General features: G+C 65.7%; 30 protein-coding genes and 3 tRNA genes. 16 read left to right on the forward strand and 17 right to left on the reverse strand.

Annotated elements, in window-relative coordinates; genetic code table 11:
- Positions 1 to 266: 266 nt before the first annotated feature.
- Positions 267 to 1196 carry a hypothetical protein gene (locus G333_RS15030; protein ID WP_155986104.1) on the forward strand — a complete coding sequence of 310 codons (930 nt, stop codon included), beginning with the start codon at positions 267 to 269 and terminating at the stop codon, positions 1194 to 1196.
- 279 nt (positions 1197 to 1475) lie between these two features.
- Entirely contained in the window at positions 1476 to 2225 is a 750-nt protein-coding gene (locus G333_RS0103320; protein WP_019627675.1) for a transposase, read from the forward strand.
- A 466-nt stretch (positions 2226 to 2691) separates the two neighbouring features.
- On the opposite strand, the gene G333_RS14575 is transcribed toward G333_RS0103320, so the two are convergent.
- A complete protein-coding gene (locus tag G333_RS14575) occupies positions 2692 to 3303 on the reverse strand; it encodes a tetratricopeptide repeat protein (protein ID WP_196800515.1) in 612 nt (203 codons plus the stop codon).
- Positions 3304 to 3434: 131 nt separating this feature from the next.
- Between G333_RS14575 and G333_RS0103340 the strand changes: the two genes are divergently transcribed.
- Both G333_RS0103340 and G333_RS0103345 read left to right on the forward strand, forming a co-directional pair.
- Positions 3435 to 3641: a hypothetical protein gene (locus G333_RS0103340; protein WP_018880186.1), complete on the forward strand. Its 207-nt coding sequence runs from the start codon at positions 3435 to 3437 to the stop codon at positions 3639 to 3641.
- Positions 3642 to 3653: 12 nt separating this feature from the next.
- Complete coding sequence (locus G333_RS0103345) at positions 3654 to 3986, forward strand: hypothetical protein (protein WP_019627678.1); 333 nt, start codon at positions 3654 to 3656, stop codon at positions 3984 to 3986.
- A gap of 100 nt (positions 3987 to 4086) precedes the next feature.
- On the opposite strand, the gene G333_RS0103350 is transcribed toward G333_RS0103345, so the two are convergent.
- From G333_RS0103350 to moaC, 5 genes are all read right to left on the reverse strand, one after another.
- Positions 4087 to 4162, reverse strand: a tRNA-Phe gene (locus tag G333_RS0103350).
- A 111-nt stretch (positions 4163 to 4273) separates the two neighbouring features.
- A complete protein-coding gene (locus G333_RS0103355; RefSeq protein ID WP_038032041.1) occupies positions 4274 to 4549 on the reverse strand; it encodes an oxidative damage protection protein in 276 nt (91 codons plus the stop codon).
- Complete coding sequence (gene mutY / locus G333_RS0103360) at positions 4533 to 5591, reverse strand: A/G-specific adenine glycosylase (RefSeq protein ID WP_026340870.1); 1059 nt, start codon at positions 5589 to 5591, stop codon at positions 4533 to 4535. Before mutY ends, G333_RS0103355 begins: the two co-directional genes overlap by 17 nt.
- A gap of 48 nt (positions 5592 to 5639) precedes the next feature.
- The gene (locus G333_RS0103365) at positions 5640 to 7820 is read right to left on the reverse strand and encodes an AsmA family protein (RefSeq protein ID WP_019627680.1); all 2181 of its coding nucleotides are present in this window, start codon (positions 7818 to 7820) and stop codon (positions 5640 to 5642) included.
- A complete protein-coding gene (moaC, locus tag G333_RS0103370) occupies positions 7817 to 8305 on the reverse strand; it encodes a cyclic pyranopterin monophosphate synthase MoaC (protein ID WP_018938673.1) in 489 nt (162 codons plus the stop codon). Before moaC ends, G333_RS0103365 begins: the two co-directional genes overlap by 4 nt.
- A 45-nt stretch (positions 8306 to 8350) precedes the next feature.
- Between moaC and moaD the strand changes: the two genes are divergently transcribed.
- Both moaD and G333_RS0103380 read left to right on the forward strand, forming a co-directional pair.
- Positions 8351 to 8584, forward strand: a complete 234-nt coding sequence (gene moaD / locus G333_RS0103375) for a molybdopterin converting factor subunit 1 (RefSeq protein ID WP_018144868.1) — start codon at positions 8351 to 8353, stop codon at positions 8582 to 8584.
- Between the two features lies 1 nt (position 8585).
- The gene (locus G333_RS0103380) at positions 8586 to 9023 is read left to right on the forward strand and encodes a molybdenum cofactor biosynthesis protein MoaE (RefSeq protein ID WP_019627681.1); all 438 of its coding nucleotides are present in this window, start codon (positions 8586 to 8588) and stop codon (positions 9021 to 9023) included.
- A 317-nt stretch (positions 9024 to 9340) separates the two neighbouring features.
- Here the strand turns inward: G333_RS0103380 and G333_RS0103385 are convergent, their stop codons facing one another.
- The 5 genes from G333_RS0103385 to G333_RS0103405 all read right to left on the reverse strand — a co-directional run bounded on the left by G333_RS0103385 (position 9341) and on the right by G333_RS0103405 (position 13761).
- On the reverse strand, positions 9341 to 10690 hold the full coding sequence (locus G333_RS0103385; RefSeq protein ID WP_019627682.1) for a Do family serine endopeptidase: 1350 nt from the start codon (positions 10688 to 10690) through the stop codon (positions 9341 to 9343).
- A gap of 13 nt (positions 10691 to 10703) precedes the next feature.
- On the reverse strand, positions 10704 to 11609 hold the full coding sequence (locus tag G333_RS0103390) for a DnaJ C-terminal domain-containing protein (protein WP_018144871.1): 906 nt from the start codon (positions 11607 to 11609) through the stop codon (positions 10704 to 10706).
- A 491-nt stretch (positions 11610 to 12100) separates the two neighbouring features.
- Positions 12101 to 12532 (reverse strand): Hsp20/alpha crystallin family protein, encoded by a 432-nt coding sequence (locus G333_RS0103395; protein WP_019627683.1) that lies wholly within the window; start codon positions 12530 to 12532, stop codon positions 12101 to 12103.
- Between the two features lie 142 nt (positions 12533 to 12674).
- Positions 12675 to 12893: a DUF2835 family protein gene (locus tag G333_RS0103400; RefSeq protein WP_019627684.1), complete on the reverse strand. Its 219-nt coding sequence runs from the start codon at positions 12891 to 12893 to the stop codon at positions 12675 to 12677.
- Between the two features lie 4 nt (positions 12894 to 12897).
- On the reverse strand, positions 12898 to 13761 hold the full coding sequence (locus G333_RS0103405) for a YicC/YloC family endoribonuclease (RefSeq protein ID WP_026340871.1): 864 nt from the start codon (positions 13759 to 13761) through the stop codon (positions 12898 to 12900).
- A gap of 121 nt (positions 13762 to 13882) precedes the next feature.
- On the opposite strand from G333_RS0103405, the gene rph reads away from it, so the two are divergent.
- The 5 genes from rph to G333_RS0103430 all read left to right on the forward strand — a co-directional run bounded on the left by rph (position 13883) and on the right by G333_RS0103430 (position 17223).
- Positions 13883 to 14602, forward strand: a complete 720-nt coding sequence (rph, locus tag G333_RS0103410; RefSeq protein WP_018938668.1) for a ribonuclease PH — start codon at positions 13883 to 13885, stop codon at positions 14600 to 14602.
- A gap of 8 nt (positions 14603 to 14610) precedes the next feature.
- Positions 14611 to 15234: an RdgB/HAM1 family non-canonical purine NTP pyrophosphatase gene (gene rdgB / locus G333_RS0103415; RefSeq protein ID WP_019627686.1), complete on the forward strand. Its 624-nt coding sequence runs from the start codon at positions 14611 to 14613 to the stop codon at positions 15232 to 15234.
- 281 nt (positions 15235 to 15515) lie between these two features.
- The gene (gene hemW, locus G333_RS0103420) at positions 15516 to 16784 is read left to right on the forward strand and encodes a radical SAM family heme chaperone HemW (protein WP_019563035.1); all 1269 of its coding nucleotides are present in this window, start codon (positions 15516 to 15518) and stop codon (positions 16782 to 16784) included.
- Positions 16784 to 16978 carry a CPXCG motif-containing cysteine-rich protein gene (locus G333_RS0103425; RefSeq protein WP_018168681.1) on the forward strand — a complete coding sequence of 65 codons (195 nt, stop codon included), beginning with the start codon at positions 16784 to 16786 and terminating at the stop codon, positions 16976 to 16978. Before hemW ends, G333_RS0103425 begins: the two co-directional genes overlap by 1 nt.
- Positions 16975 to 17223 carry a transcriptional antiterminator, Rof gene (locus tag G333_RS0103430; protein WP_018168682.1) on the forward strand — a complete coding sequence of 83 codons (249 nt, stop codon included), beginning with the start codon at positions 16975 to 16977 and terminating at the stop codon, positions 17221 to 17223. The genes G333_RS0103425 and G333_RS0103430 overlap by 4 nt, the downstream gene beginning before the upstream one ends.
- A 372-nt stretch (positions 17224 to 17595) precedes the next feature.
- Here the strand turns inward: G333_RS0103430 and rho are convergent, their stop codons facing one another.
- Positions 17596 to 18855, reverse strand: a complete 1260-nt coding sequence (rho, locus tag G333_RS0103435; protein ID WP_018649579.1) for a transcription termination factor Rho — start codon at positions 18853 to 18855, stop codon at positions 17596 to 17598.
- A 189-nt stretch (positions 18856 to 19044) separates the two neighbouring features.
- A complete protein-coding gene (gene trxA, locus G333_RS0103440; RefSeq protein ID WP_012983830.1) occupies positions 19045 to 19371 on the reverse strand; it encodes a thioredoxin TrxA in 327 nt (108 codons plus the stop codon).
- A gap of 115 nt (positions 19372 to 19486) precedes the next feature.
- Here trxA and G333_RS0103445 point away from each other — a divergent pair, with 115 nt between their 5' ends.
- The gene (locus tag G333_RS0103445) at positions 19487 to 20782 is read left to right on the forward strand and encodes a DEAD/DEAH box helicase (RefSeq protein WP_019627687.1); all 1296 of its coding nucleotides are present in this window, start codon (positions 19487 to 19489) and stop codon (positions 20780 to 20782) included.
- Positions 20783 to 20810: 28 nt separating this feature from the next.
- Here the strand turns inward: G333_RS0103445 and G333_RS0103450 are convergent.
- The 3 genes from G333_RS0103450 to G333_RS0103460 all read right to left on the reverse strand — a co-directional run bounded on the left by G333_RS0103450 (position 20811) and on the right by G333_RS0103460 (position 21553).
- Positions 20811 to 20886, reverse strand: a tRNA-Thr gene (locus G333_RS0103450).
- A 73-nt stretch (positions 20887 to 20959) separates the two neighbouring features.
- On the reverse strand, positions 20960 to 21397 hold the full coding sequence (locus G333_RS0103455) for a Fur family transcriptional regulator (RefSeq protein WP_018144889.1): 438 nt from the start codon (positions 21395 to 21397) through the stop codon (positions 20960 to 20962).
- An 82-nt stretch (positions 21398 to 21479) separates the two neighbouring features.
- Positions 21480 to 21553 (reverse strand) — tRNA-Gly (locus G333_RS0103460).
- 65 nt (positions 21554 to 21618) lie between these two features.
- Between G333_RS0103460 and thiS the strand changes: the two genes are divergently transcribed.
- Genes thiS through trmB form a run of 3 tightly spaced genes read left to right on the forward strand, consistent with a single transcriptional unit; the run spans position 21619 to position 23408 of the window.
- On the forward strand, positions 21619 to 21825 hold the full coding sequence (thiS, locus tag G333_RS0103465) for a sulfur carrier protein ThiS (RefSeq protein ID WP_018175889.1): 207 nt from the start codon (positions 21619 to 21621) through the stop codon (positions 21823 to 21825).
- A 48-nt stretch (positions 21826 to 21873) separates the two neighbouring features.
- On the forward strand, positions 21874 to 22677 hold the full coding sequence (locus tag G333_RS0103470) for a thiazole synthase (protein WP_018168745.1): 804 nt from the start codon (positions 21874 to 21876) through the stop codon (positions 22675 to 22677).
- Positions 22678 to 22679: 2 nt separating this feature from the next.
- A complete protein-coding gene (gene trmB, locus G333_RS0103475; protein ID WP_019627688.1) occupies positions 22680 to 23408 on the forward strand; it encodes a tRNA (guanosine(46)-N7)-methyltransferase TrmB in 729 nt (242 codons plus the stop codon).
- 27 nt (positions 23409 to 23435) lie between these two features.
- On the opposite strand, the gene G333_RS0103480 is transcribed toward trmB, so the two are convergent.
- Positions 23436 to 24284: a universal stress protein gene (locus G333_RS0103480; protein ID WP_018938663.1), complete on the reverse strand. Its 849-nt coding sequence runs from the start codon at positions 24282 to 24284 to the stop codon at positions 23436 to 23438.
- Between the two features lie 267 nt (positions 24285 to 24551).
- Between G333_RS0103480 and G333_RS0103485 the strand changes: the two genes are divergently transcribed.
- Positions 24552 to 26390, forward strand: coding sequence for an SLC13 family permease (locus tag G333_RS0103485; protein ID WP_018144894.1), 1839 nt, complete (start codon positions 24552 to 24554; stop codon positions 26388 to 26390).
- Positions 26391 to 26425: the final 35 nt, after the last annotated feature.

Genomic DNA, 26425 nt, shown 5'->3' on the forward strand with positions numbered 1-26425 from the left:
CCCATCGACGAACCTTCCCCTACAGCTCACCCGCAGTCCAACGCTTCGCGCCATGTAAGGTATTGATTGACTTCCCGTTCATTCCCGGGGGCCCGCGTGTAGCACCCCCACACTCGACGCAACCGCCAATACCATGATAAAAGAATGGTTTAACCCGTGACAGCGTACAGCCACAAGAGGCCCCCCACGATACTATGCAGAAACCGCATATCACCAATATGATAGATTCTGTCTAATCTGCTGTTAAATGGTAAGGAGTTCCTAGCTTGCTCGCAGAATTTGAAGAGAAGCAGTACGAGCAACACCTGAATATTGAGTTGCTGCAGGGAAGTAACCTGATATTTCCACCGGGTCAACACCTTGAAAATGTTCTAGGGTTTGATGCGGCACTATTTACTCGCAATAGGGATTTTTGGCGCCATTTCTTAGGCGGCTATCCTTGGTACAGACGGTTCTTCAGAAACTATCTGAATGGTTTGTATTTTCCAAGAGATGTCTATGCACTAGAAGAAGCGTTCGATAATGATCTTCCAAAGTTCAAATTTAATGCATTTGTGCAGCATAAAAGACCCGAGCGTATGATCAAAGAAACCGCGTCAGAATGGGATTCCTGGGGGCACGAGTACTACCGATACAAAGTGCTCGACCACCAACAGAAGACGCTGGAGGCCCTCGAGTCAAGCGTGGGAAATGAAGGTGTTGTCACTTACGCGAGCCCAGTATTTCACACTAAAGGAGAATTCTGGAACGTTCACAAGAATCAATCATTTGTCCCGAATTCCAATTTCTGTCAGCCTCATAAATTAGTGGGGCATAGTGCATACACATATGTGTGTCCAGGTACAGTTTGCATAGCCCATTCTGAGCCAGAAAACGTCGAAAGCAAGCATCTAATTGATGAACTAGAACGACTCTCTCAAGCTGGGAACAATAGCGAAATAAAAAATACTGCGTTTGTGGCTAGGAGCTGCGACCTCATCGAAAAGAGCCTGGAAAGGCAAGAAAAGGCTTTCAAGCTATATTCCGAGATAGTAAGAGATCTCGATGATCATCAAGCCGATGCGCCAAAACTGCTTCGAAACTTATATAGGCTTTCGGTATTTAAGTTCGCAAGTGGGACAAGCTTATATTTTGGTGTAGCAAATGAGTCATTTAACAAGCAAATACAGGGGACTCGCCAAAGGCTTCGCCGCTGAGTTTGGCGTTATGGTTCACGACATTTTTAGAGGCTTATTCTGATGAGCGAACCGGCAGAGAAAGCGACGGTTACCGTATTTCGTGGAAGCTATGATTCCTTCGCAGAAGTTCTAGACGACCACGGATTCTCCAACAGTCGGAGGATTCAGCTATCCTGACGCGGGGTCGGACCTCTCGGTCCTCCCAAGAGTCAAGCACCTACCGCTTTCAAAGCCCGTTTCCGGGCGCTTAAACTGCCCATTTCGACCGCCAAATGGCTTGTTCCAGGGAGGGAACCCATGCCGCGTGCCAACCGCTACTTCGCGCCGGGCCACGTCTGGCACATCACCCATCGCTTCCACCGTAGGGACTTCATCCTGAAGTTCCAGCGCGACCGCCTGTGCTGGCGTCAATGGCTGTTCGAGAGCCGCAAACGCTACGACCTCTGTGTACTCAACTACATCGTCACGTCCAGCCACATCCACCTCCTGGTACGCGATACCGGACGCAACGAGATCCCGGCTGCCATGCGCCTGATCGCCGGGCGAACCGCCCAAGCCTACAACCGCAGAAAAAATCGCAAGGGTGCGTTCTGGGAGGATCGCTACCACGCCACCGCCGTCGAAACGGGCGATCACCTCGCCCGCTGCCTCGTGTACATCGACCTCAACATGGTCCGCGCCGGCGCCGTCCAACACCCCTCCGAGTGGCTCGTATCCGGCTACCACGAGATCCAGCTCCCGCCCCGGCGCTACCGCATCATCGACCGCGAGGCACTGGCCCGGGCCCTCGGCCTGCCTACGCTTCAGTCCCTCGCCGACACCCATCGAGGGTGGGTAGACGATGCGCTACATAACGACCGAGCCGCTCGGGATGATCGTTGGACGCAGGCGCTCGCCGTGGGAAGCGAACCGTTCGTGCGGACAATCCACGTACAGTTGGGCATCCGTGCCGTCGATCGCTCTGTGCGCAACGACGCCGATGCTTACCACCTCGCCGAAGACCCCGCCCCTTACAACCACGTTCCCGGCCCCAAATTGCCGTTCTAAGGCCCCAATTCACCGCCCCACAGGCTTTATCTTACTGATCCGTCGAACCTCCTAAAGGTCCGACCCCCGGTGCCCACCGGCCGCCGCGGGCGGCGGATCGCCCACCAGCGTCACCGGCACGAACTCGGTCGCGGCGCTCCCTTCCGTTCGCGGCGTCGCCGCTTCCGCATCCAGGAGCCGCCGCCAGCGCTGCAGGCTGCCGACGGAGATCCCGTGCTGCGCACAATACACTCCCTGGGCTAGACCGCTACGCGGCCAACCCGATACCAACCGCTGCCACTCCTCCCGACTCCGTCGCCTCCAACCCATGATGCCGTTCCTCCCCAACTGGACTCGGCTTCATGATCGGACCCGCGGCGGGACGACGAAAAGAAGGTATTTCGCTGGACGCTTACGGGCGGTGGTGGATGGCGAACTGAAGGCGCCCGATGGGGGCGGCGACGGTGGAGATGGTTAGCGGAGCGGCTCAGTCGCAGTTGGTGTAGTTGGACTCCATGCACTCGCGAGCTCGGCGCTGGGCTTCGGCGATTTGGTCGCGGGTCATTTCGCGAGCAAATTTATCCCTGATATCCCTGAGCTCGGGGCTGTTTGGTCCTCCGTTTACGGTTGCGATGTTCGCCCACATATGAGCGCGAACTTGGTCTTGCAAGACGCCCTGACCGAGACCATAGAGGACCGCCAGCATATACTGTGCAGCCGCGCTCCCTTGTTCCGCCGCTTTTCGAGACCACTTGGCGGCTTCAGTGTAATCTTGGGGGACGCCACGGCCTTGGTAGTACAGCAAACCGAGTTTGCTTTGCGCGTCCCAGTTTCCTTGTTCGCCAGCTCGTCGATACCACTTGGCAGCTTCGGCGTGATCCTGGCTAATGCCCAGACCGTTGTCGTACAGCCACCCGAGTCTTTCTTGTGCGACTTTGTCTCCTTGTTCCGCTAGCGGGCGGAACTCTTCGTATGCCAGCGGGTAATCTCCATCTAAATAAGCTGCCAACCCACGTAACAACTCGAACTCGCCCGCCGGTGCGGATACCGCGCAGCCAAGCAGTACTGCGCCCATGCAAGCCGAACTTATCCATTTCATCCCAAACATATCCCCCCCCCAAGCCCAGCACTGGCACCGGTGCAACCCCGGTGCTACGTTAAAAACGCACCCGGGGTAGCTGCAACTGCCCCGGGCACTTCCCACAACGTCACTGCATAGGAGTAGACGCCATGAGCAACACTGATGCTATCACCCAAACCTTGCACCTTCTGGAACTGGAGGATGCTCGGGACCTGGCCCTGGAGATCCGCACCGGGTGCAAGGCGATTGCCAGCCATACCGACCCCGACACCGCCGCGCTGCTGAAGATGGTTGCGCATACCGCCGACCGGCTGGCCGGGGTGCTGGAGGAAGCAGCGCCAAGCATCGCGTCGTAGGCGGGTAACAGGATGGGTTACGAGACGCGACCACCGGTTGAGGACGTTTGGGACAAGGCCGCGGCTGCGTTGGTCTCTATTGCTTTAATCTTCGGCTTGCTCTGGTTTGCGGGCGTGCTCGCGTTTCAAGTGTGGCACTGGCTTCGAGAAGGGGAATGGCTACCGCTCCCCTTCCGCAACGCGCTCGAGTTCATTGGCCTGGACCCGCCGGAGCCCCTACAGATCGAGGGCTGGGCCGGGCTTTCTCGAGTTCTGGAATGGGCGATCAGTCTGCCCATGTCGGTGATGGTGGGACTGACAGTCTTTTTCGCTGCGGTTCTGGTGAACTGGCTGGTGCGCCGATAGCTTCGCCTAAGCCGGTGCTGATGAGCCGAAGCTGCTTACATAGAGCGAGGAGGGGCACGGCGAGTCTGCGGGGAATACCGCGTAAGCCGTTGAAAAATAATGGTGGCCGGGGACGGAATCGAACCGCCGACACGGGGATTTTCAATCCCCTGCTCTACCGACTGAGCTACCCGGCCATACTTCGGGGGAATCGTCCTGCGGACGAAGGGCGGTATTAAAGCCGTCCGGCGGCCCCACGTCAAGCGCGCGGGGCTGCCAGATCGATACGAGCCGCGGAAAACTGCGACTCAGGAGGCGTTCGGGTCGACGAAACCTTCCGGCTTTTCCGAACCGTCGCCGAACAGGAACTTCTCCATTTCCTCTTCGAGGAACTTGCGCGCCTTGGGGTCGACCGGGGTCAGGCGGTATTCGTTGATCAGCATGGTCTGGTGGCTCAGCCAGGCCTGCCAGGCCTCCTTGGACACGTTCAGGTAGATCTTCTTGCCCATCTCGCCGGGATAGGGCGGGAAGTCGAGCCCGTCCGCCTCTTTGCCGAGTTTCACGCAGTTAACGGTTCGTGCCATTGCCGGGATCCTTGTCGTCGTGCAGATAACGCTGGATGGGGGCCGGGATGCCGACCGCCCGTGATGTGCCGGGTTTATACCAAATCACCCTGCTGCCTTCCATGATCCCACACGCGCCAGCCGGGAGGTCGAAGGGCCGAATGCGCAGATCCAGGCGGTAGTGGCTGAAGCTGTGCTGGAGCCCGTGATCGGCACCGGACGGGGTGGCGCCGGGCCACTGGACGAGCACCCAGTCTTCCAGGGCCTCGGCGGTTTCGGCCTCGGGCAGGCTGTAGAGCCCGCCCCAGATGCCGTCCTGTTCGCGCTGGATCAACGCGATACCCTCCGGTGCCCGCAGACAGGCGGCCCAGCGCGTGCGTGTGGGCAGATCGCGCCGCGGCCGGGGCGAAGGCAGCGTGCCGGTCAGGCCCTGCTGCGCGGCGCCGCAGTCCGCGTGCACCGGGCAGGCCTCACAGGCGGGGCGGCTGCGAGAACAGAGCAGGGCGCCCAGGTCCATGATCGCCTGGGTGTAATCCGCGCAGCGTGTGGCAGGGGTACGCGCCTCGGCCTCGGCCCACAGTTCACGCTGGACGGCGGTACTGCCCGGCCAGCCGTGGATCGCCGCGTGACGGGCGAGTACGCGCTTGGCATTGCCATCCAGGATGGCCTCGGGCGCATCGTGCGCCTGGGCGATGATGGCGGCGGCAGTGGAGCGCCCGATGCCCGGCAGTTGTTCCAGGCCCTCGCGATCGGAGGGGAACACGCCCCCGTGGTCCTCGACCACCACCTGCGCGGCCCGATGCAGGTTGCGTGCACGGGCGTAGTAGCCCAGCCCCGACCACTGGTGCAGCACGGCGTCCTGCGGGGCCGCGGCAAGGCTTTGCACGTCGGGGAACTGCTCCATGAAGCGCTGGAAGTAGGGGACGACGGTCTCCACCCGGGTCTGCTGCAGCATGATCTCGGAGACCCACACCCGATAGGGCGTGCGCGGATGCTGCCACGGCAGGTCCTGGCGACCGTGGCGATCGAACCAGGCGAGCAGCCGCTCGGCGAAGGCGTTCATGGGCGAATCGAACATGGCGGCACCCGCGGGGGCGGGCACCGCGGGTGATCAGCGACTGCGGAAGCGATCCAGGAGCCGGTCGGACTCCTGCTCGATGCGCTCGCGGGCGCGTTCCTCTTCCTCGTCCAGGCGTTCGCGGACACGATCCTCTTCCTCTTGCACGCGTTCGCGGACCTCGTCCTCGTAGCGGTCCCGCAGGGCATCCTCCAGGTCGAGACGGAAGCTCGGGTCGGTGAACGTGCCGCTGATGCGGATCGGCAGCATCACGCCGCGCAGATCGTCGAGTTCCCGGCCGCCCTGGCCCTCCAGCGTACCCACCACGGTGGTATTCACGCGGTAGTCGAGGGTGTCGTCGTTCAGGTCGGCCTGGCCTTCGCCGCTCACCCGCAGCAGGGGCGAGCTGGCCGCCAGGTCCTCGTTGCGCACGATGCCGTCGCGAATGGTGAAGCTGCCGGTCAGTTCGCTGAAATCGGTCTGGTTGGGCTCGTCTTCTTCCAGCTGCTCGCCTCGCAGGCGCGCCTCGGCCCGGCGGATGATCTGGGCCACGTTGATGCCGCGAACCGCGCCATCTTCGAAGCGCATGTTGCCGGAGCCGTTCAGGGCGCCCTTCAGCTCGCTCAGGAGCTCGCCCCGGGTGGCGATGTCCAGCTCCAGGTTGCCGGTACCCATCAGGCGCGCATCGTCACCCTGAAAGTCTTCCAGCAGGGCCCCGATATCCAGGGCCTGCAGGTCGGCCGCCAGCTCGTAGCGCGGGGCATCGTGGCGCGCATCCAGGCGCAGGCGGCTGCTCAGCTCGCCGCCGTAGGCCTCGGCATTCAGGGGCTGGATATTCCAGTCACCGGCCTCGGCGCGGATCTGCAGCTCGATGTTGCGCAGGACCATGCCCATCACGTCGAGGCGGCCCAGCGCCGCGCTGCCATCCACATCGACGCTGCGCAGGGCCTCCAGCGGCAACTCGATGGCGATATCCTCGTCGGCTTCGCCATTGCCATTGCCGTTTTCCGTGCGGGCCTCTTCCACTTCCGGCGGCAGGTAGCGGTCGAGATTCAGGCGCTCGCCGGAGACATCGAAGGTAATCAGCGGGCGTTCCCCGCGACCATCCCAGCCCGCGGAACCGCTCAGCATGGCGTCATCCACGGTGATCAGGAACGGGTCCATGTTCAACGCCTGGAAGCTGCCGTGGGCGGACAGGTCCAGGGCAACCCGGGCCAGGGCATCCGGATCGCTGGTTTTGGGGGCGTCCATTCCCAGGTCGGTCAACACGTCCTTGAGGTTGAAGGTGTTGGTGCGCATCTCGCTGCGGATCTGCGGCTGCTCGCCATCCAGCTCGGACAGCTCGGCAAACCCGGTCATGCGCACGCCGGCGACACCCAGCGTCAGACGCTCCAGGCGCAGGGACATCGCGTCGGCCATTTCCAGGGCGACATCGGTTTCCAGGGTCATGCCCACGGCGCGCGGCAAGCCACCACCGTCGAGGCCCAGGGTGGCGTTCAGACGACGCACGGAGTAGCGCTCGTTGAGCAGGTCGACGTTCATCAGCCCGCCGAGGTCGAGCGCGAGCTCCACGGGTTCGGCCAGATCGCCGCCCTCGGCGCGCACGACCGCTTCCAGATCCAGCCGCGTCTCGACGCCCGGGCGGAAGCGCCCAATCTGCAGCTCGAACGGGTCCAGGGTGGCCTGCATGCCGGTCTCGCGATCATCCCAGTGCACCCGGGTATTGGTCAGGGAAATCCCGGCCACGTCGATGCGCTGCAGGGCCAGCCGGGTCTCGGTCGTGGTGCGTTCGTCGTCATCCGCGCCCACGGCGTCGTCGCGGGCAGCGCCCGCGTGATCCAGCAGGTCGTCCCAGTTGTTGCGGCCCTGTTCGTCACGCGCCAGGTTCAGGCGCACACCGTCGGCCTGCACGCGCTGGACCTCCAGCTCGCGGCGCAGCAGCGGCATCACCGCCACCGCAACATCCACCACGTCGACCTCGGCGAACGGCTCGTCGCCAAAGCCCTCGGCATTGCCGAAGCGCACCTCTTCCAGACGCAGCCCAAGGCTGGGGAACAGGGTCAGGCCGATCGGCCCGGAGAGGGTCAGCTCGCGACCGGTCGCTTCCTGCACCTCCGCTTCGATGCGCTCCTTGTAGTCATTGGCATCGAAGGTGATCAGCAGGTAGGCGGCCACGATGATGGCCAGCAGGATCAGTACGGCGATCAGGCCCAGCAGGCGCTTGATCCATTTCATTCGGAATCTCCTTTCGGTTCGGCCCGCCAGGTGCCACTGCGGCCCCCGCGTTTCTCGAGCAGGCGAACACCATCAATTTGCATGCCGCGGTCCACGGCCTTGCACATGTCGTAGACCGTCAGCAGCGCGGTGGACACGGCGGTCAGCGCCTCCATCTCCACCCCGGTCCGGGCGTGCACCTCGCAGGTGGCCTGCACGCGCACGGCGGTGTCTTCCGTCTCCAGCTCCAGGGCCACCCGGGTCAGTCCGATCGGGTGGCAAAGCGGGATCAGGTCGCCGGTCTTCTTGGCCCCCATGATGCCAGCCACGCGGGCAATACCCAGGACGTCCCCTTTCGCATGGCGGCCTTCGCGGATGCGCTGCAGGGTGTCCGCCTGCATGTGGATCCGGCCCTCGGCGATCGCCACGCGATGGGTGACGGACTTTTCGCCAACATCGACCATGTGCGCATGGCCTTCGGCATCGAAGTGAGTGAATTCGTTCATGCCGGCTATAATGCTTGACTCGCAGTTATCTTTACAGGGGCCGGAATGACCGTAAGCGTTCACTATTTCGCGCGATTGCGCGAGGAACTGGGCCGCCAGGGCGAAGAAGTGGCCCTGCCCGGAGAAGGCCTGACCGTCGGCGAGCTGTGGCGGCACCTGCACCAGGATGCCCCCCCGGAACGCCTGATGGCCGCGGTCAACCAGGAACAGGCGAGCCTGGAGACCCCGGTGCGCGATGGCGACGAGGTCGCCTACTTCCCGCCGGTCACCGGGGGCTAGGGTGGCGGTCGAGATCTATACCGGCGATTTCGATCCCTGGGAGGTCGTCCGCCAGGCCGAACAGGCCATCCCGGCGAACGCCCGCGGCGCGGCCAGCGTGTTCGTCGGCCGCATGCGCGACTTCAACGAAGACGAGGACGTGACCGGCCTGTTCCTGGAGCACTATCCGGGGATGACCGAGCGCGAGCTGGAGCGCATCGTCGCCGAGGCCGAGGCGCGCTGGCCGCTGCTGGGCTGCCATGTGGCCCACCGCGTCGGCGATGTGCGTCCCGGCGATGCCCTGGTGCTGGTGGCCTCCTGGTCCGCCCACCGCATCGCCGCCCGCGACGCCTGCAGTGACATCCTCGAACGCCTGAAGCACGAGGCCCCGTTCTGGAAACGCGAGACCCTGGCCGACGGCACCGACCGCTGGGTGGAGAAAAACACCCCCGGTTTCTGAACCCCGCCACCCTGTTCGCACCCCTTGTAGGAATCTGCTTGCAGGCTCCCACGGGGCCCAGCTCAGGACATGGGGCATCCCGGCCGCCCCCACATCGTCATCCCGGAAACCGCACAGCGGTTATCCGGGATCGCCACCGCCGGAGATGAGCCGGGCGTCCGCGGAGGCTCCAGCGCGGGAGATCCCGGCTCTCCGCTTCGCTCCGGCCGGGATGACGGGGTGGGCCGGAGGATAAGGCCGGCTTAACAGTGGACACGGGGGTGCGCCGGGTGACGGAGTTGCGCGCGGCCTTGGGCGCAATGCAACACGGCCGGTCTTCAGCGCAGGGTGAGGAAGAGGGTCTGGTTGCCGCGACGCAGTTGCAGCTCCAGGGTCTGGTGTGCGACCAGTCGTTGCGGCAGGTCGGACAGGCGCTGGATGCGCTGGCGGTTGATGGCCAGCAGCACGTCGCCCGCGCGCAGACCGGCGCGCGCCCCCGGGGTGCCGGGCTCCACCGCGATCACCGCCACGCGACTGCCCCCGTCACGCCCGGTGGCCTCGGACAAGCGAACACCCTCCAGCCGCGGATGCACGGCCGCGCCCTCGATGCGCCGCTCTTCGGGGCGATCCAGGCGGGCCACGATCCGCTGTTCGGCCCCGTCGCGCAGGACATCCAGGCGCACATCGGAACCGGCGCGCAGCAGGCCGAGCCGGTTGCGCAGGTCGCCGGCGCTGCGCACCGACTGGTCGTCCGCCCGCAGCACGATATCTCCGCTCTGGAGGCCGGCGCGTTCGGCCGCGGATCCACGCACCACCCGCGTGATTACGGCGCCCTGGGAAATATCCAACTCAAAGGCCTGGGCCAGCGCCGGGGTCAGATCCTGCATCTCCACGCCCAGCGCGCCGCGCTCCACGCGACCCTCCGCCAGCAAATGGTCGCGAATCTGGCTGGCCATGTTGGCGGGGATCGCGAAGCCGATACCAATGTTGCCCCCGCCGCGCGCGAGAATGGCGGTATTGATTCCGACCAGCTCGCCACGCAGGTTGACCAGCGCCCCGCCGGAGTTGCCAGGGTTGATGGAGGCATCGGTCTGGATGAAGTCCTCGAAGCCGTCACCACCCAGTCCGCTGCGGCCCAGGGCACTGACGATGCCGCTAGTCACCGTCTGGCCGAGGCCGAAGGGGTTGCCGATGGCGACCACGAAGTCGCCCACGCGCAGGGCGTCGGAATCCGCCAGCGGGATCGCCTGCAGGTCCTCCGCGTCGATGCGGATCACGGCGACGTCGGTGGCCGGGTCGGTGCCCACCACCTCGGCCTCGTACTGGCGGCCATCGAAGAGCGTGACCAGGATCGCGTCGGCGCGCGCGATCACGTGGCTGTTGGTCAGGATGGTGCCGGCCGCGGCGTCCACGATCACGCCGGAGCCCAGACCCTGGCGTTCCCGTTCACGCGAACGCTCGGGGACATCGAAGAACCGGCGGAAGAAGGGGTCGTCGAACAGCGGGCTGACCGACTCCACCACCCGCGCGCGGGTGGCAATGTTCACCACCCCGGGGATGGTGCGCTCGAGCATGGGCGCCAGGGAGGGCAGGGGCTGACCGTCCACCGCAGCCGGGAGCTGGGCGGCGGCCGGTGCGGCCCCGAGCAGGGCCAGGGCCAGGATCAGAAGGGGAACCAGCCGACGCATGGGCGAGCCTCGATCAGGGCGCCAGGTTGGCACGCGGGGCGAAGGACGACTCCTTGGCCATCTTGCGGTACCAGTCACCGGCCTCGTCCTCCGGCGGGACCTGCACCAGCAGCTTCAGGTAGAGATCACCCGGTGGCTTGCCCGGCAGTCCCTTGCCCTTCAGGCGCATCTGCTTACCCGACTGGGTACCGGCCGGGACCTTCAGGTTGACCCAGCCATGCGGCGTGGGCACCTCGATCGTCGCGCCCAGCGCGGCCTCCCACGGGGTGATCGGGATGTCGCGGTAGAGGTTGCGACCGTCCAGCGTGTAGCGGTTATCCGGCTTGACCCGGATCTCCAGCAGCAGGTCGCCGGCGCCACCACTGCCAACGCCCGGGTCGCCCTGGCCGCGCACCCGCAGGCGCGAGCCATCCTTGGCCCCGGCGGGGATGCGCACGCGCTGCACCCGGCCCTCGGCATCCTGAACCGAGACCTCGGTGCCCTTGAGCGCCTGATCCAGGCTGATGTCCACGCGCCCCTCGCGGTCGGCGCCGCGCATGTTGAAGCCGGCGCCGCCACGGCGACGCCCCCCACCCATGCCGCCACCGCCGAAGATCGAGTCGAAGAAGTCCGAGAAGCCGCCGGCATCGGCGCCCCCGCGGGCACCGCCGTATTGCGCCCGGCCGTCCCAGCCGGGCGGCGGACGAAAGTCCTGTCCCTGACGCCAGTTAGAGCCCAGCTGGTCATAGGCCTTGCGCTTTTCCGCGTCGCCCAGGGCCTCGTAGGCCTCGTTGACCTCCTTGATGCGGGTCTCGGCGTCCGGGTCCTTGCTGACATCCGGGTGGTACTTGCGCGCCAGCTTGCGGTAGGCCTTCTTGATCTCGTCCTGGCTCGCGTCGCGGCTCACGCCGAGGACCTTGTAGTAGTCCTTGTATTCCATTGCTTTCCTCGAGCGGTTGCGGCTGCGTCCTCGGGTGACACCCGGATCCCGCCTAGGGAAACACTGATCAATGTACACGCTCGCGCTCGAGTCGCTTTTGCGTGCGAACAAGGCGCGGCGACTGCCGTGCAGTCACTCTGCACAAGGGAGCCGCAACGCCGTGCGCGCGCAAAAGCGGCCGAGCCCCTTCGGGGTTGGTACCCCAGGTTCCCCGATCCTGCGTTGCGCCGCTTGCGGGTAGAACCACTACCCGCTGCACGCCGCGCCTTGTCTCGGAAAACCTGGGGTACCAACGCGAGTGTGTACATTGATCAGTGTTTCCCTAGCCCATGATAGCCGGGATGCGGCTGTCACTCCGGGAGACAGGAGCCGCAGAAAAAGATCCGTGCCTCCCTAGGTTCAAAAAAACGGGCGCCACCGCGGGTGGAACCCGGGGCAGCGCCCGTGTCTCGCCCGGTGGGCGAGCATCCCACCGGGCACGTGAGGCCGGATCAGTTCTCGATCTGGATCCGGCGCGGCTGCACGCGGGCCTGCTTCGGGATGCGCACCTCCAGCACGCCGTTCTCGCTGCGCGCGGAGATGTTTTCGGCATCCGCCGTATCCGGCAGCGAGAAGCGGCGGAAGAACGTGCCACGCACGCGTTCGATGCGCTTGTAGCCATCCTTCTCTTCCTCGCTTTCGTGCTTGCGCTCGCCGCGCAGGGTCAGCACGCCATTCTCCATGTGCAGTTCGATGTCCTTCGGGTCTACCCCGGGGATATCGGCATGCAGCACGTAGGCATCGGTCTCTTCGCGGATATCTACCGCGGGGGCCCAGTCTGAGGTCGCGGCGGAGTCCTCGGTGCCGGGCATGTCCGGCATGCGACCGAGTTCGCGCGACAGTTGACCGAGCAGGCTGAACGGTTCGTAGCGGGTCATGGTCATGGCATTCCCTCCTGTGTGGGTGTCATCTGACTCACCCTTACAGTTAGGGGACACTTCCCGCGTTTTCAAGGGCCTGAGAGAGACGGCGCTCACTGTACTGGCCGGCACTCGCGCCGATTGTGCAGGCTGATGAACGCCTCCCTTACACACGGCGAAACTCCCTCAGCTTGTAGTCATCGCCGGTAATCAGTTCGAACACGCCATGCACGCCGCGCTGATCCAGATGGCTGCGCAGCAGCCGCGCCGGGAATTGCACGCTTTCGCCGCTGTCGGCCTGCGCAAAGACCACTGCGGCGCGGCCAGTGTAGTAGTCCTCCATCTCCTGGCGCGAGATCGCCAGGCGCAGGCGAAACCGGCGCATCGCGTTATTCCAGGTTTTGCACCTGCTCGCGCAGCTGCTCGATCAGGACCTTCATTTCCACTGTGGCACGCGTGATCTCCAGATCGTGCGACTTGGAGGAGATGGTGTTGGCCTCGCGGTTGAACTCCTGCATCAGGAAGTCGAGCCGCCGACCGCTGGGCCCGCCCTGGTCCAGGATCTCGCGCACGGCCGCCACGTGACCGTCAATGCGATCCAGCTCCTCGGCAATATCCATGCGCTGGGCCAGCAACGCGACCTCCTGTTCCAGGCGTTTCGGGTCCAGGTGCAGGTCCAGTTCGCGGATACGCGCCAGGATGCGTTCGCGCTGCTCGTCGAGCATCGGCAGACGCCGCGAGTGGACCGTCCGGGCATGCTCCGCCAGGGCCTCCAGGCGCGTGCGCATGCCATCGGCCAGGGCCGCCCCCTCCGTCGTACGCATCGCGACCAGGGCCTCCAGCGCGGTGTCGAAGCCGGCCAGTAGCGGCTCCGCCAGGACCTCGCCGGCATCCGAGGCGCCCTGCAGGACGCCGGGCCAGCTCAGCACGTCCAGCGGCGAGACCGGGGCCGGATTGCGCATCCTTCGCTCGATCGCCGCGCAGGCATCGATCAGTGCCTGCGCGCGCTCCTGATCGAAGGCCTCCGGGGCGTTGTCCGCCTGGCCTCGGTCGCGCAGCACCACGTCCACCTTGCCGCGTGCCAAGTGGCCCTTGAGGCGCTTACGCACCTCGGCCTCCAGCGAGCGCAGGTGATCCGGCAGGTGGATCCGCAGCTCCAGGTAGCGGTGATTGACGCTCTTGAGCTCCCAGTCGAACACGCCCCCGCCCAGGGTGATGGCGTGCCGGGAAAATCCGGTCATGCTGGTAATCATTATTCCCCCGTTGCGGTCCCTGCTGCGCAAGGCATGAGTGTAGTGCGTTACCCCACTGGGCGACGCACTACACTCATGGCCCGTATACTGCGCCCCTCTCAAATCTAGCAAGGATCACAGCATGCGACCCAGTGGCCGAGCAGCCGACGCGATGCGCCCCGTGCGTTTTACCCGCCATTTCACCCGTCACGCGGAGGGTTCCGTACTGGTGGAATTCGGGGACACGCGCGTGCTGTGCAACGCCACGGTGGAGTCGCGCGTGCCGCCGTGGTTGAAGAACAAGGGCCGCGGCTGGGTCACCGCCGAATACAGCATGCTGCCGCGCTCCACCCACGAGCGCATGGTGCGCGAGGCCGCCCGGGGCAAGCTGGGCGGTCGCACCATGGAGATCCAGCGCCTGATCGGCCGCTCACTGCGTGCCGCGGTTGATCTCGAGGCCCTCGGCGAACGCCAGATCATCGTCGACTGCGACGTGATCCAGGCCGATGGCGGCACCCGCACGGCCGCGATTAGCGGGGCTTACGTCGCGCTGCGCGATGCCATCCGCAAGGCACGCGAACAGGGCCTGATCCGCAAGGACCCGCTGCACGGGCACCTGGCAGCGGTCTCCGTGGGCATCTTCAATGGCACGCCGGTGCTGGACCTCGATTACGACGAGGACTCCCAGGCCGAGACCGACCTGAACCTGGTGATGAACGAGGCCGGCGGGGTGATCGAGATCCAGGGCACGGCCGAGGGCCACGCCTTCCGCCGCGACGAGCTGGACCAGATGCTGGATCTGGGCGAGAAGGGCATCCGCGAGATCTGCGACGCCCAGCGCGCCGTTCTGGCCGAAGGCTGATTTGGGCGATGGTCGGCGAACCCCAACGCGTTGTGCTGGCCACCGGCAACCCCGGCAAGCTGCGCGAGATCCGCACCCTGCTGGAGCCGCTGGGCCTCGCGGTCGAACCGCAATCGGAGCATGACGTGCCCGAGGCCGAGGAGACCGGCCTGACATTCGTGGAGAACGCCATCCTGAAGGCGCGCAACGCCGCCCGGCACACCGGACTGCCGGCGATCGCCGACGACTCCGGGCTGGAGGTGGAGGCCCTGCGCGGCCAGCCGGGGATCTACTCCTCGCGCTACGCCGGTACGGACGCCGACGATGCCGCCAACAACGCGCGGCTGATGGAGGCATTGCAAGGCGTGCCACCGGAACAGCGGGGTGCGCGTTTCCGCGCCGTGGTGGTGTACCTGGAACACGCCGAGGACCCGGCCCCGATCATCGCCGAGGGCGTGTGGCCCGGACGCATCGCCGAGCAGGCCAGCGGCGCCGAGGGCTTCGGCTACGACCCGTTGTTCTTCGTTCCGGAGGAAGGCTGCACCTCGGCCGAACTGGACCCCGCGACCAAGAACCGCCTGAGCCACCGCGGCCAGGCCCTGCAACAGCTCGTGGCCAGCCTGCGCAACCGTATGGGCAACCCGACGGCCTGACACCCGGTCCTGCCTGGCTCCGGGGCGCATCCAGGGAGATCGCCACGGCGCTGCGCGCCTCGTGATAACGGTGTCTTTGTGCCCGTCGTTGCGAGGCCCCGCAGGGGCCGTGGCAACCTCCCGACGACACCCCGGCGCATATTCGGGCCCGCGTCGGGGTCCGGCCCGGGAGATCGCCGCGCGCCTGCGGCGCTCGCGATGACCGTGATTCCGGTCACCGTCATCGCAAGGCGCGCAGCGCCGTGGCGATCGGCGCGAAAGCCCAGGCGTCGGAGGCCGCAATGACGGGACTGGGTGCTTTCGACGCCACCCGGGGGCTCGCCTATGCTCCGCACATGAACTCCGCCCTGACTCACCCGCCGCCACTGGCGCTGTACGTGCACCTGCCCTGGTGCGTGCGCAAGTGCCCGTACTGCGACTTCAACTCCCACGAGCCCCGCGGCGAGGCGCCGTTCGACGACTACGTGGCGGCGCTGCTGCGGGATCTGGAGGGCCAACTTCCGGATGTATGGGGGCGGCGGCTGGAGAGTGTGTTCATCGGTGGCGGGACCCCGAGCCTGTTCCCGCCGGAGGCGCTGGACGCTCTCATGTCCGGTCTGCGTGCCCGCCTGCCGCTGCGCCCGGACTGCGAGGTGACCCTGGAGGCCAACCCTGGCACCGCCGATCGCGCCTACTTTCGCGGCTACCGCGAGGCCGGGGTCAATCGGCTGTCGCTGGGTGTCCAGAGCTTCGACGATGCGATGCTCGCCCGGCTGGGCCGCATCCACGGCGCCACCGAGGCCCGCGACGCGGTGGAACATGCCCGGGCCGCCGGCTTCGAGGCGATCAATCTGGATCTGATGTTCGGCCTGCCGGGTCAGTCGGTGGCGGCCGGGCTGGCGGACCTGCAGGCGGCCATCGAACAGGACCCGGGGCACATCTCCTGGTATCAGCTGACCCTCGAGCCGAACACCCTGTTCGCGGCGCGCCCACCCGAACTGCCGGAGGACGTCACAATCGAGGAATTGTTCACCCGCGGCCAGTCCCATCTGGCGGCGGCTGGCTATACTCGATACGAGATATCCGCCTATGCACGCGCGGGGCAGGAATGTCGCCACAACCGCAATTACTGGACCTTCGGCGACTATCTCGGCATTGGCGCCGGGGCCCACGGCAAGCTGACGCAGGTGCACGATGGCACGATCCTGCGGCGGGTGAAGCCGCGCCAGCCGGAGGCCTATCTCGCCGGGCCGCTGCAGCACAACGATCAGACCGTGCCGACGGCGGAGCGCCCCTTCGAGTTCATGCTGAACGCGCTGCGACTGGTGGAAGGTGTTCCGGCCGCGAGCTTCGAGGCGCATTGCGGCCTGCCGCTGGCGGCGCTCGAGCCGGCGCTTTCCGAACTGCGCGCGGACGGGCTGCTGGCGGCGGATACGGAGCGCCTGCAGGCCACGGAACGGGGCCTGGCGTTTCTCAATGACGTGCTGGAGCGTTTTCTTCCGGAAGGGACTCCGCAGGACTCGATCGCCACGCCGATAGCCTGGCCCGCGGGCCGGGAGGAGGGTCGATAATGCGTCCCGTCGAGTTTGTTGGTTTCGCCTGCCCCTGGTGCGGCGAGCCCGGCGAGATCACGGTGGACATGGTCAGCAATGACCGCGAATGGGTCGAGGACTGCGCGGTGTGCTGTGCCCCCATCGTGTTCCGCCGCGAGGATGCCGGCGACGAGGAGATTCCGCGCGTCGCTGCCCAGCGGGAGGGCGAGTGAGCGCGGCGCCACCGTATACCCCGATCGACTGCGAGCGCTATTCCGAGCTGGAGCTGGCCATCCTGCGCGGTCAGTCCCTGCGCACGCACTGGCGCCGCGGGGAGATGGACCGCATCGCGATCGTGCGGCCGCTGGACTTGCGCACCCGGCGCAGCGCGGAGTACCTGATCCTGCGTGACGCCGAGGGCCGGCGGCAATGGTGGCGCCTGGACCGGCTGATCAGCTTCGAGCCGGTCCCGGGCTGAACGCCATCCGGGCTGCGACCGGCGAGGTGGCTCGTCTGATCGCCGCACCACATAGGGCACAGCGGACACGGAGAAAGGCGCAGGGGTTGTCGGGGGCGGTAGACACCGCTGGATCATGCACAACGCAGAAGGCGTGGACCCTTTGGGGTACGCCCGTAACCGGGCTTCCGGCAACTTGCCATCCCCTGCGAATCAACAGCCCTGCAATCCCGCTGGACCAGAATGGGCCTTGTTCATCCTCTATGCGCTCCGTGCCCTCTGCGGGGCAACCAGGAGGGCTCGGAGCGCCAGCCCGGGAGGGACCGGGGCTGCGTGGGGCGATCGCTTCGCTGGCGCTCGCGCTGACAGGGGGCGGGCTGCGCCCGCCCCCTGTCAGCTGCGCTTCATCTGGTCGAAGAATTCGGAATTGGTCTTGGACGACTGCATGCGGCCGAGCAGGAATTCCATGGCCTCGATGTCGTCCATGCCGTGCAGGAACTTGCGCAGGATCCAGAGCTTTTGCAGCTCCTCGGGTGCGGTCAGCAGCTCCTCGCGGCGGGTACCGGAACGGTTCACGTTGATCGCAGGATAAATGCGCTTCTCCGCGATGCGGCGCTCCAGCTGGAGCTCCATGTTGCCGGTGCCCTTGAACTCCTCGTAGATCACCTCGTCCATCTTCGACCCGGTCTCGACCAGTGCGGTGGCGATGATGGTCAGGCTGCCGCCCTCTTCCACGTTGCGCGCGGCACCGAAGAAGCGCTTCGGGCGATGCAGGGCGTTGGCATCCACACCACCGGTGAGCACCTTGCCGGAGCTGGGCGAGACGGTGTTGTAGGCGCGCGCCAGGCGGGTGATGGAATCCAGCAGGATCACCACGTCGCGCTTGTGCTCGACCAGGCGCTTGGCCTTCTCGATCACCATCTCGGCGACCTGCACGTGGCGCTGGGCCGGTTCGTCGAAGGTGGAGGAGACGACCTCGCCCTGGACCATGCGGTCCATCTCGGTGACCTCTTCCGGGCGCTCGTCGATCAACAGGACGATCAGATAGCACTCGGGGTAGTTGCCGGCGATGCTCTGGGCAATGTTCTGCAGCATCAGCGTCTTGCCCGCCTTGGGCGGGGAGACGATCAGGCCGCGCTGGCCCTTGCCGAACGGCGAGACGATGTCGATGATCCGCGCGGTGATGTCCTCGGTGGAGCCATTGCCGCGCTCCATGCGCATGCGCTTGTTGGCATGCAGCGGGGTGAGATTCTCGAACAGCACCTTGTGCTTGGCGTTCTCCGGCGGCTCGAAGTTGATCTCCGAGACCTTCAACAACGCGAAGTAGCGCTCGTTGTCCTTGGGCGGGCGGATCTTGCCGGAGATGGTGTCGCCGGTGCGCAGTCCGAAGCGTCGGATCTGGCTGGGCGAGACATAGACGTCGTCCGGCCCGGCCTGATAGGAGCTGTCGGCACTGCGGAGAAAGCCGAAGCCGTCGGAGAGGATCTCGAGGACACCGTCGCCAAAGATGGCTTCGCCGCTCTTCGCGTGAGCCTTGAGCAGGGCGAAGATGATCTCCTGCTTGCGGGCACGGGACATGTTCTCGATGCCTTTTTCTTCGGCAAAGGCCACGAGATCGGCAGCGGACATCCGCTTCAATTCGGTCAGATTCATGCGTGGGATGCTGTGTTCAACGTGGATGATCGGCGACCGGGGGTGGTCACTCGGATTGACTGGAAGGAGGCAGGGAATGGCCTGGCGGCCACTCGAACTGGTTCGATGGTAAGCGAGGCGGCGGCGCGGGGCAACCCCGGTGAAGCCGGGCGCCTGCGAGGCCTGGCGGTTAACCGCCAGGCCCGGGTGTTACAGGTGCTGATCCAGGAACGCAGTCAGCTGCGACTTGGACAGGGCACCGACCTTGGTGGCCTCGACATCGCCGTTCTTGAACAGCATCAGCGTCGGGATCCCGCGGATGCCGTACTTCGGCGGCGTGGACGGGTTCTCGTCGATGTTCAGCTTGGCGACCTTGACCTTGCCGGCGTATTCTTCGGCGATTTCGTCCAGAATGGGGGCGATCATCTTGCAGGGCCCGCACCACTCGGCCCAGTAGTCCACCAGGACCGGCTGATCCGCCTTCAGGACGTCCTCGTCGAAACCGGCGTCCGATGTGTACACAATTTTGTCGCTCACTCCGAGCCCTCATGACTTGGGTTGGGGGAGCAGCCCGCACCGCCGGCTGCACGGCCCTTACTATCGACGATCAACGCCGGACAGTTCAAGTAATACGCAGGAACCGAGGAACCCCATGACCGAAACCGTGCAGGACACACCCCGCTTCGACCAGCTCGATCTGCCCGAACCCGTCCAGGCGGGCATCCGCGCCACCGGTTTCGAAACCTGCACCCCGATCCAGGCACAGACCCTGCCGATCGCGCTGGCCGGCCACGACGTCGCCGGCCAGGCCCAGACCGGGACCGGCAAGACGGCCGCCTTCCTGATCGCGACCTTCAACCGCCTGCTGCGCCAGCAGCCTTCGCCCAACCGGCGGCCCACGGACGTGCGCGCCCTGATCCTGGCCCCGACCCGCGAACTGGCGATCCAGATCCACAAGGATGCCGAATCGCTGGGCGCCGAGACCGGGCTGAAGCTCGCGCTGGCCTACGGCGGCACCGGCTACGACAGCCAGCGCGAACAGCTGGAGGCCGGCGCCGACATCCTGATCGGCACGCCCGGACGCATCATCGACTACTTCAAGCAGAAGGTCTTCGGGCTCAAGCACACGGAGGTGGTGGTGCTGGACGAGGCGGATCGCATGTTCGATCTCGGCTTCATCAAGGATGTGCGCTTTCTGATGCGTGGCTGCGCGCCGGCCAGCGAACGCCTGTCGATGCTGTTCTCCGCCACGCTGTCCTTCCGCGTGATGGAGCTGGCGTACGAGCACATGAACAATCCGGAAAAGGTCCAGGTCGAGGCCGAGACCCTGACTGCCGACCGCGTGCGCCAGGTGATTTACTACCCGGCCAACGACGAAAAGATCCCGCTGCTCCTCGGGCTCGCACGCGACCTCAAGCCGGAGCGCGCCATCGTGTTCGTGAACACCAAGCACGGCGCCGAGAATGTCTGCGACTGGCTGAACGTGAACGACCAGAAGGCCGCGCTGCTGTCCGGCGACGTGCCGCAGAACAAGCGCTCGCAGCTGCTGGAACACTTCGCCGCTGGCGAATACACCTACCTGGTGGCGACCGACGTGGCCGCCCGCGGGCTGCACATCCCGGCGGTCACGCATGTCTTCAACTTCGATCTGCCGCAGTCCGGCGAGGACTACGTGCACCGTATCGGGCGCACCGCACGTGCGGGCGCCGAAGGTGACGCGATCAGCTTCGGCTGCGAGGACTCGGCCTTCTACCTGCCGGATATCGAGAGCTACCTGGGCGAGCGCATCCCCACCGCGAGCGTGGACCCGGCACGCCTGTTCCAGGATGCGGTCAAGCCGAAGCCACGCCCGCGCAAGCCGCGCGACGATCGCCGCGGTGGCCCACGCTCCGGCGGAGGCGGCCGCCCCGGAGGCAGCCGCCCGCAGCGCAGCGGCAACCGGGGCTGAGCGGACGCGGGAAAACCACAGAAAAAGATGGTGCCGGCGAGAGGAGTCGAACCTCCGACCTATCGATTACGAATCGATTGCTCTACCAACTGAGCTACACCGGCGAAGCGCGACATGATAGCGAGGGCCGGTGCCGACCACAATCCGGCGAGCCCGGACAATCGACCGATCACCAGCTCAGGAGCGGCGGCGGCCCACGCGGAAGACGACGTCCACACCCTCGAGTTCCTTGCCTTCCGGCAGGGCGGGCAGATCGGAGATGTCGATCCGCGCCGGATCCACGTCTTCCAGTTGCCCGGTATCGGTATGGAACAGGTGGTGATGCGGATTCAGGTTGGAGTCGTAGAACAGCTTGGCCGGATCAATCACGACCTCGCGCACCAACCCCTTCTCGGCGAACAGGTTCAGGGTGTTGTACACCGTGGCCTTGGACACCCGCGAGGCATGCCGCATTAGCTGCCCGAGGATTTGCTCGGCGCTGAGGTGCTGATGGCGGGCAAACATCACGCGGGCAATCTCGACGCGCTGCTCGGTCGGGGAGATCGCGTGCTCGCGCAGCATTTCGCGCGCGGCGTGGACCGAGAGCAGATCCGGGTTGTTGGAGTCGATGTTCATGATTCCGACGATATAACAGGGATCTGGAGCAAGTCCATATCCCGCTTTCCGGGGACCGGTGAGGCCGGGAAGCCTGATAGAATGGAGCGGGTGATGGGAATCGAACCCACATTAAGAGCTTGGGAAGCTCCCGTTCTACCATTGAACTACACCCGCTTGCGCCGCCGATTGTAGGCCTTGTCGGCCTCCGGCTCAACGGTAAACTGAGCAGTCGAAGAACCATGCAGATTCAGCTGAACGGCGAACCCTTTGAACTCCCCGATGATCGCGAGGCCACCCTGGCCGCGCTGATCGAGGCACGCGGCCTTGGCGGCCGCCGTCTGGCGGTGGAGGTGAACGAAGAGCTGGTCCCGCGCAGCGAGCACGCGGCCCATCCCCTGAAACCCGGGGATCGCGTGGAGATCGTGCAGGCAATCGGGGGCGGCTAGATTGCCCAGCCGCCCGGCCTGCGACCACTTTTCAACGAAGGAATGACCATGACCGAATCGGCCGCGTCCGCCGACGACCTGTTCCGCGTAGGCACGCGCGAGTTCACCTCCCGCCTGCTGGTGGGGACCGGCAAGTACCGCGATCTCGACCAGACCCGCGACGCCATCGAGGCGAGCGGCGCGGAGATCGTGACCGTCGCCATCCGCCGCACCAACATCGGCCAGAACCCGGACGAACCCAACCTGCTGGACGTGATCTCGCCGGAGCGCTACACGCTGCTGCCGAATACCGCCGGCTGCTTCAATGCCGAGGATGCGATCCGCACCTGCCGCCTGGCACGCGAGCTGCTCGACGGCCACAACCTGGTGAAGCTGGAGGTCCTGGGTGACGAGAAGACCCTGTACCCGGACGTCTTCGAGACCGTGAAGGCCGCCGAGACGCTGGTGGCCGAAGGCTTCGACGTGATGGTCTACACCACCGACGACCCGCTGCTGGCGAAGCGCCTGGAAGACATCGGCTGCCTGGCGATCATGCCGCTGGCCGCGCCGATCGGCTCGGGCCTGGGCATCCAGAATCGCTACAACATCCGCGAGATCGTGGAGAACGCCTCGGTTCCGGTGCTGGTGGATGCCGGAGTCGGCACCGCCTCGGACGCCGCGATCGCAATGGAGCTGGGCTGCGACGGCGTGCTGATGAACACCGCCATCGCCGCCGCCGACGACCCGGTGCTGATGGCCTCGGCGATGCGCCACGCGATCATCGGCGGGCGCCAGGCCTTTCGCGCCGGGCGCATGGCGCCGCGGCGCTACGCCTCGGCCTCCTCGCCGCAGACCGGCCTGTTCTTCAGCTGAGCATGAGCGACCACGCCAACGCCGAGACGGACGACAAGCCGTTCTACCGCCGCATCCGCAGCTTCGTGCGCCGCGAGGGCCGGCTGACGCCGGGCCAGCAGCGGGCCCTGGACGACCTGTTACCGCGCTTTGGCCTGCAGCTACCGGAACCCGCGGCACCGCTGGACCTGACTTCCGTTTTCGGGCGCACGGCACCCGTGACGCTGGAGATCGGCTTCGGGGACGGCGAGAGCCTGGCCGAGCAGGCGAAAAACCAACCGGAACGCGACTTCATCGGTACCGAGGTGCACCGGCCGGGGGTCGGGCATCTGCTGCGCGAGGTGGAGCAGCGCGGCCTGACCAATGTGCGCGTCAGCGACGTCGATGCGGTGGAACTGCTGGAGCACTACCTGACGCCCGCCAGCCTGGACTGCGTGCAGGTGTTCTTCCCCGACCCTTGGCACAAGAAGCGCCACCACAAGCGGCGCCTGATCCAGCCGGCCTTCGTGCGCCACCTGGCGACGCGCATCCGGCCGGGCGGGCGGCTGCATCTGGCGACCGACTGGGCCGAATACGCCGAACACATGATGGTGGTGCTGGAGGAATGCCGGCCATGGTTCGTGCCGGATGGCCTGATCCCGGCTCCCGGCCGGCCGCCGGAGCGCCCGGTGACCAAGTTCGAACGGCGCGGGGAGCAACGCGGCCACCAGGTCGCCGATCTGCTCTACCGGCGCACCGACGAACCCGCCTGATGATACCCGGCGCGATGCCGGGTCGGATCAGACGTTCTTGACCACCAGGACCGGGCAGTCAGCCCCGCCAATCACGCGCTCGGACACGCTGCCCATCAGGAGGCGCTTGAGCCCGGTACGCCCGTGGCTGCCGACCACCACCAGATCGCGATGGTCGCGCGCAGCGACCTCCAGCAGGGTAACCTCGGGGCGCCCCTCCTCGAAGGTCGCATCGGCCTCCAGCCCCTTCTCGCGGGCCTCGCCCTGCAGACGCTGGATGGCCTGAACACCCTCCTGACGCCGCTCCTCGTTCTGCCCCGGGACCGCCACGGACACGATCGTGATCGGAAGCTTGCAATAGCCGGCCAGCTCGATTGCGGCACGCGCGGCCTGATCCCCAAGGTCGGAGCCGTCGGTCCCCACCAGAAGCCCGCGATGCGGCGCCTGGGCGCCGCGCGGGACGATCATCACGTTGCAGGGTGCGAGCCCCACGACCTTGCGCGTGGCGTCCCCCACCATCAGGCGCGAGAGGTCACCGCGATCGCGTCGGCCGATGACGATCAGCCCGGCCTTGAACTCCTCGGCAATGGCAACGATCTCCTGGTGCCGGTCGACCCCGTGGCGCAGGATCATGGAGGCATCGATGCCCACCTCGCGGGCGCGCTTTTCCAATGCGTCCAGATCGGTCTGGCCGGCAACGCTCGCCTCGTGGCTGCGCGGCGGAGACAACGCATCGTGCTGGGTATCGGTGCGGATAATCCGTGCGACGATCAGGCGCGCACCGCAGCGCTGCGCCAGATCCAGCGCCACATTCTCGGCGGATTCGCTGAACTCGGAGCCATCCGTCGCCAGGACGATGGTCTCGAAACGGCACATCGGGGCATCGGATTCGGACATGCTGGGGTCTCCACCTGGACTTTTTCCCAAGCATAACCGACATGCCGGCAAACGCCAGCACTCGGGGCCGCGCCGACCGAACCGCCAACCCGACGCCGGCGCATTTTTTGCGTCCGTGCCCGCGGGATGAAATAATCCCGCGCTTTCAAGGGAAAGGCGGAACCTGTTTCCTCCGACCCGCCTCGGCGCCTGCGCCCGGCGCGAGTCCCCTTTTTCGGCTTCTGGCCACGCGCCGTCCGGCGCGGGTCCTCAGGACACGACTGGAACATGGAAAACCTTACGCTGACCACCGAGATGATCGTGGTGCTTGCGCTGCTCGCGTTCACGATCTTCCTGTTTGTCTCCGAGATCATCCGGGTCGACCTGGCGGCGATCTCGGTGATGGTCCTGCTCGGCCTGCTGACGCTGGTGCCCGGACTCGGGATGCTGGTCGGCCAGGAAGAGCTGTTCAGCGGCTTCGCCTCCAATGCGGTGATCTCGATCATCGCGGTGATGATTATCGGCGCCGGCCTGGACAAGACCGGCGTGATGCACAAGGTGGCGGCGTTCATCATGCGCGTGGGTGGCACCACCGAAAAAAGCATCATCCCGACCGTCTCCGGAACCGTCGGCGTAATCTCCAGCTTCATGCAGAACATCGGCGCAGCCGCGCTGTTCATGCCGGTGATGAGCCGCATCTCCAATCGCCTGAACATCCCGCTGTCGCGCCTGCTGATGCCGATGGGCTTCGCCGCGATCGTCGGCGGCACCATCACTCTGGTCGGGTCCAGCCCGCTGATCCTGCTGAACGACCTGCTGCCGTCGGACATGGAACCGTTCCAGCTGTTCGACGTGACCCCGATCGGCCTGGCCCTGCTGGCCACCGCCATCGTCTACTTCGTGCTGCTGGGCCGCTTCGTACTGCCGTCGGTCAAGAGCAAGGCCACCCAGCGCGAAAGTGCACAGGACTACTTCCAGCGCGTGTACGGCCTGTCCTACGAGATCCATGAGCTGTTCGTCCCGGAGAACGACCCGATGGTTGGGCGCACGGTGGCCGAGATTGAGCGCGAGACCGGGATCGCGATCGTCGGCACCTACATGCGCGACGAGCTGCGCATGGCACCGTGGACCGGCTACGAGATCCAGGCCAACTCGCACCTGGCCGTGCTGGCCAGCCCGTCACGCATGGAAAAGCTGTGCGAGGGCACGCGCAAGCGTCCCAGCACCCATCTCGACGTGTTCGCCAACGCCCTGGACAGTGGGCGTTCCGGCGTCGCCGAGGTCGCCATCGCGCCGGGCTCGAACCTCGCCGGCAAGACGGTCACCGAACTGGCGATGCGCCAGACCTACGGCCTGTCGGTGATGCGCATCCAGCGCGGCAACGAGACCTACGGCGAGGGGCTACGCGACATCCCCCTGGAACCGGGCGATATCCTGGTGGTGCACTGCACCTGGGAATCGCTGGCCCGGCTGGAGCAGGACCGCGATTTCGTGGTGATCACGTCGGACTATCCGCGCGAGGAACTGGTACCGTCCAAGGTGCCGCATGCGCTGTTCTTCCTGGCGCTGACCGTGGGCCTGATCGTGTTCACCGACCTGATGCTCTCGGTCGCACTGCTGACCGGCGCACTGGGCATGATCCTGACCGGCGTCATCAGCCTCGACAACGCCTATCGCGCCGTCAGCTGGAAGACCGTCTTCCTGCTGGCGTCACTGATCCCGCTAGGCATGGCGGTGGAGAACACCGGAACCGCCGCCTGGATCGCGCAGAACACGCTGGAGATGCTGGGGACCGTACCGCCCTGGGTGCTGCAGGCGACGATCTTCGCCCTGGCCACGTTCTTCACGCTGGTCATGTCCAACGTCGGCGCGACCGTGCTGCTGGTGCCGCTGGCGATCAATTTCGCGATCGCCGCGCAGGCCGCGGGCATGGATGCCGACCCGCGCGTGTTCGCGCTGACCGTGGCGATCGCCACCTCGAATTCCTTCCTGATCCCGACCCACCAGGTGAACGCCCTGATCATGGGCCCCGGCGGCTATCGGGTGAAGGACTTCATGAAGGCGGGCGGCATCATGACCATCCTGTTCGCCGTGGTCGCCATGTTCATGCTCAACCTGATTTTCTAGTCTGTTAAACGCAACCTTTAGCAACCCGTTTGCAA

Source organism: Thioalkalivibrio sp. AKL10 (genome assembly GCF_000381845.1).
GTDB classification, from domain to species: Bacteria; Pseudomonadota; Gammaproteobacteria; order Ectothiorhodospirales; family Ectothiorhodospiraceae; genus Thioalkalivibrio; species Thioalkalivibrio versutus.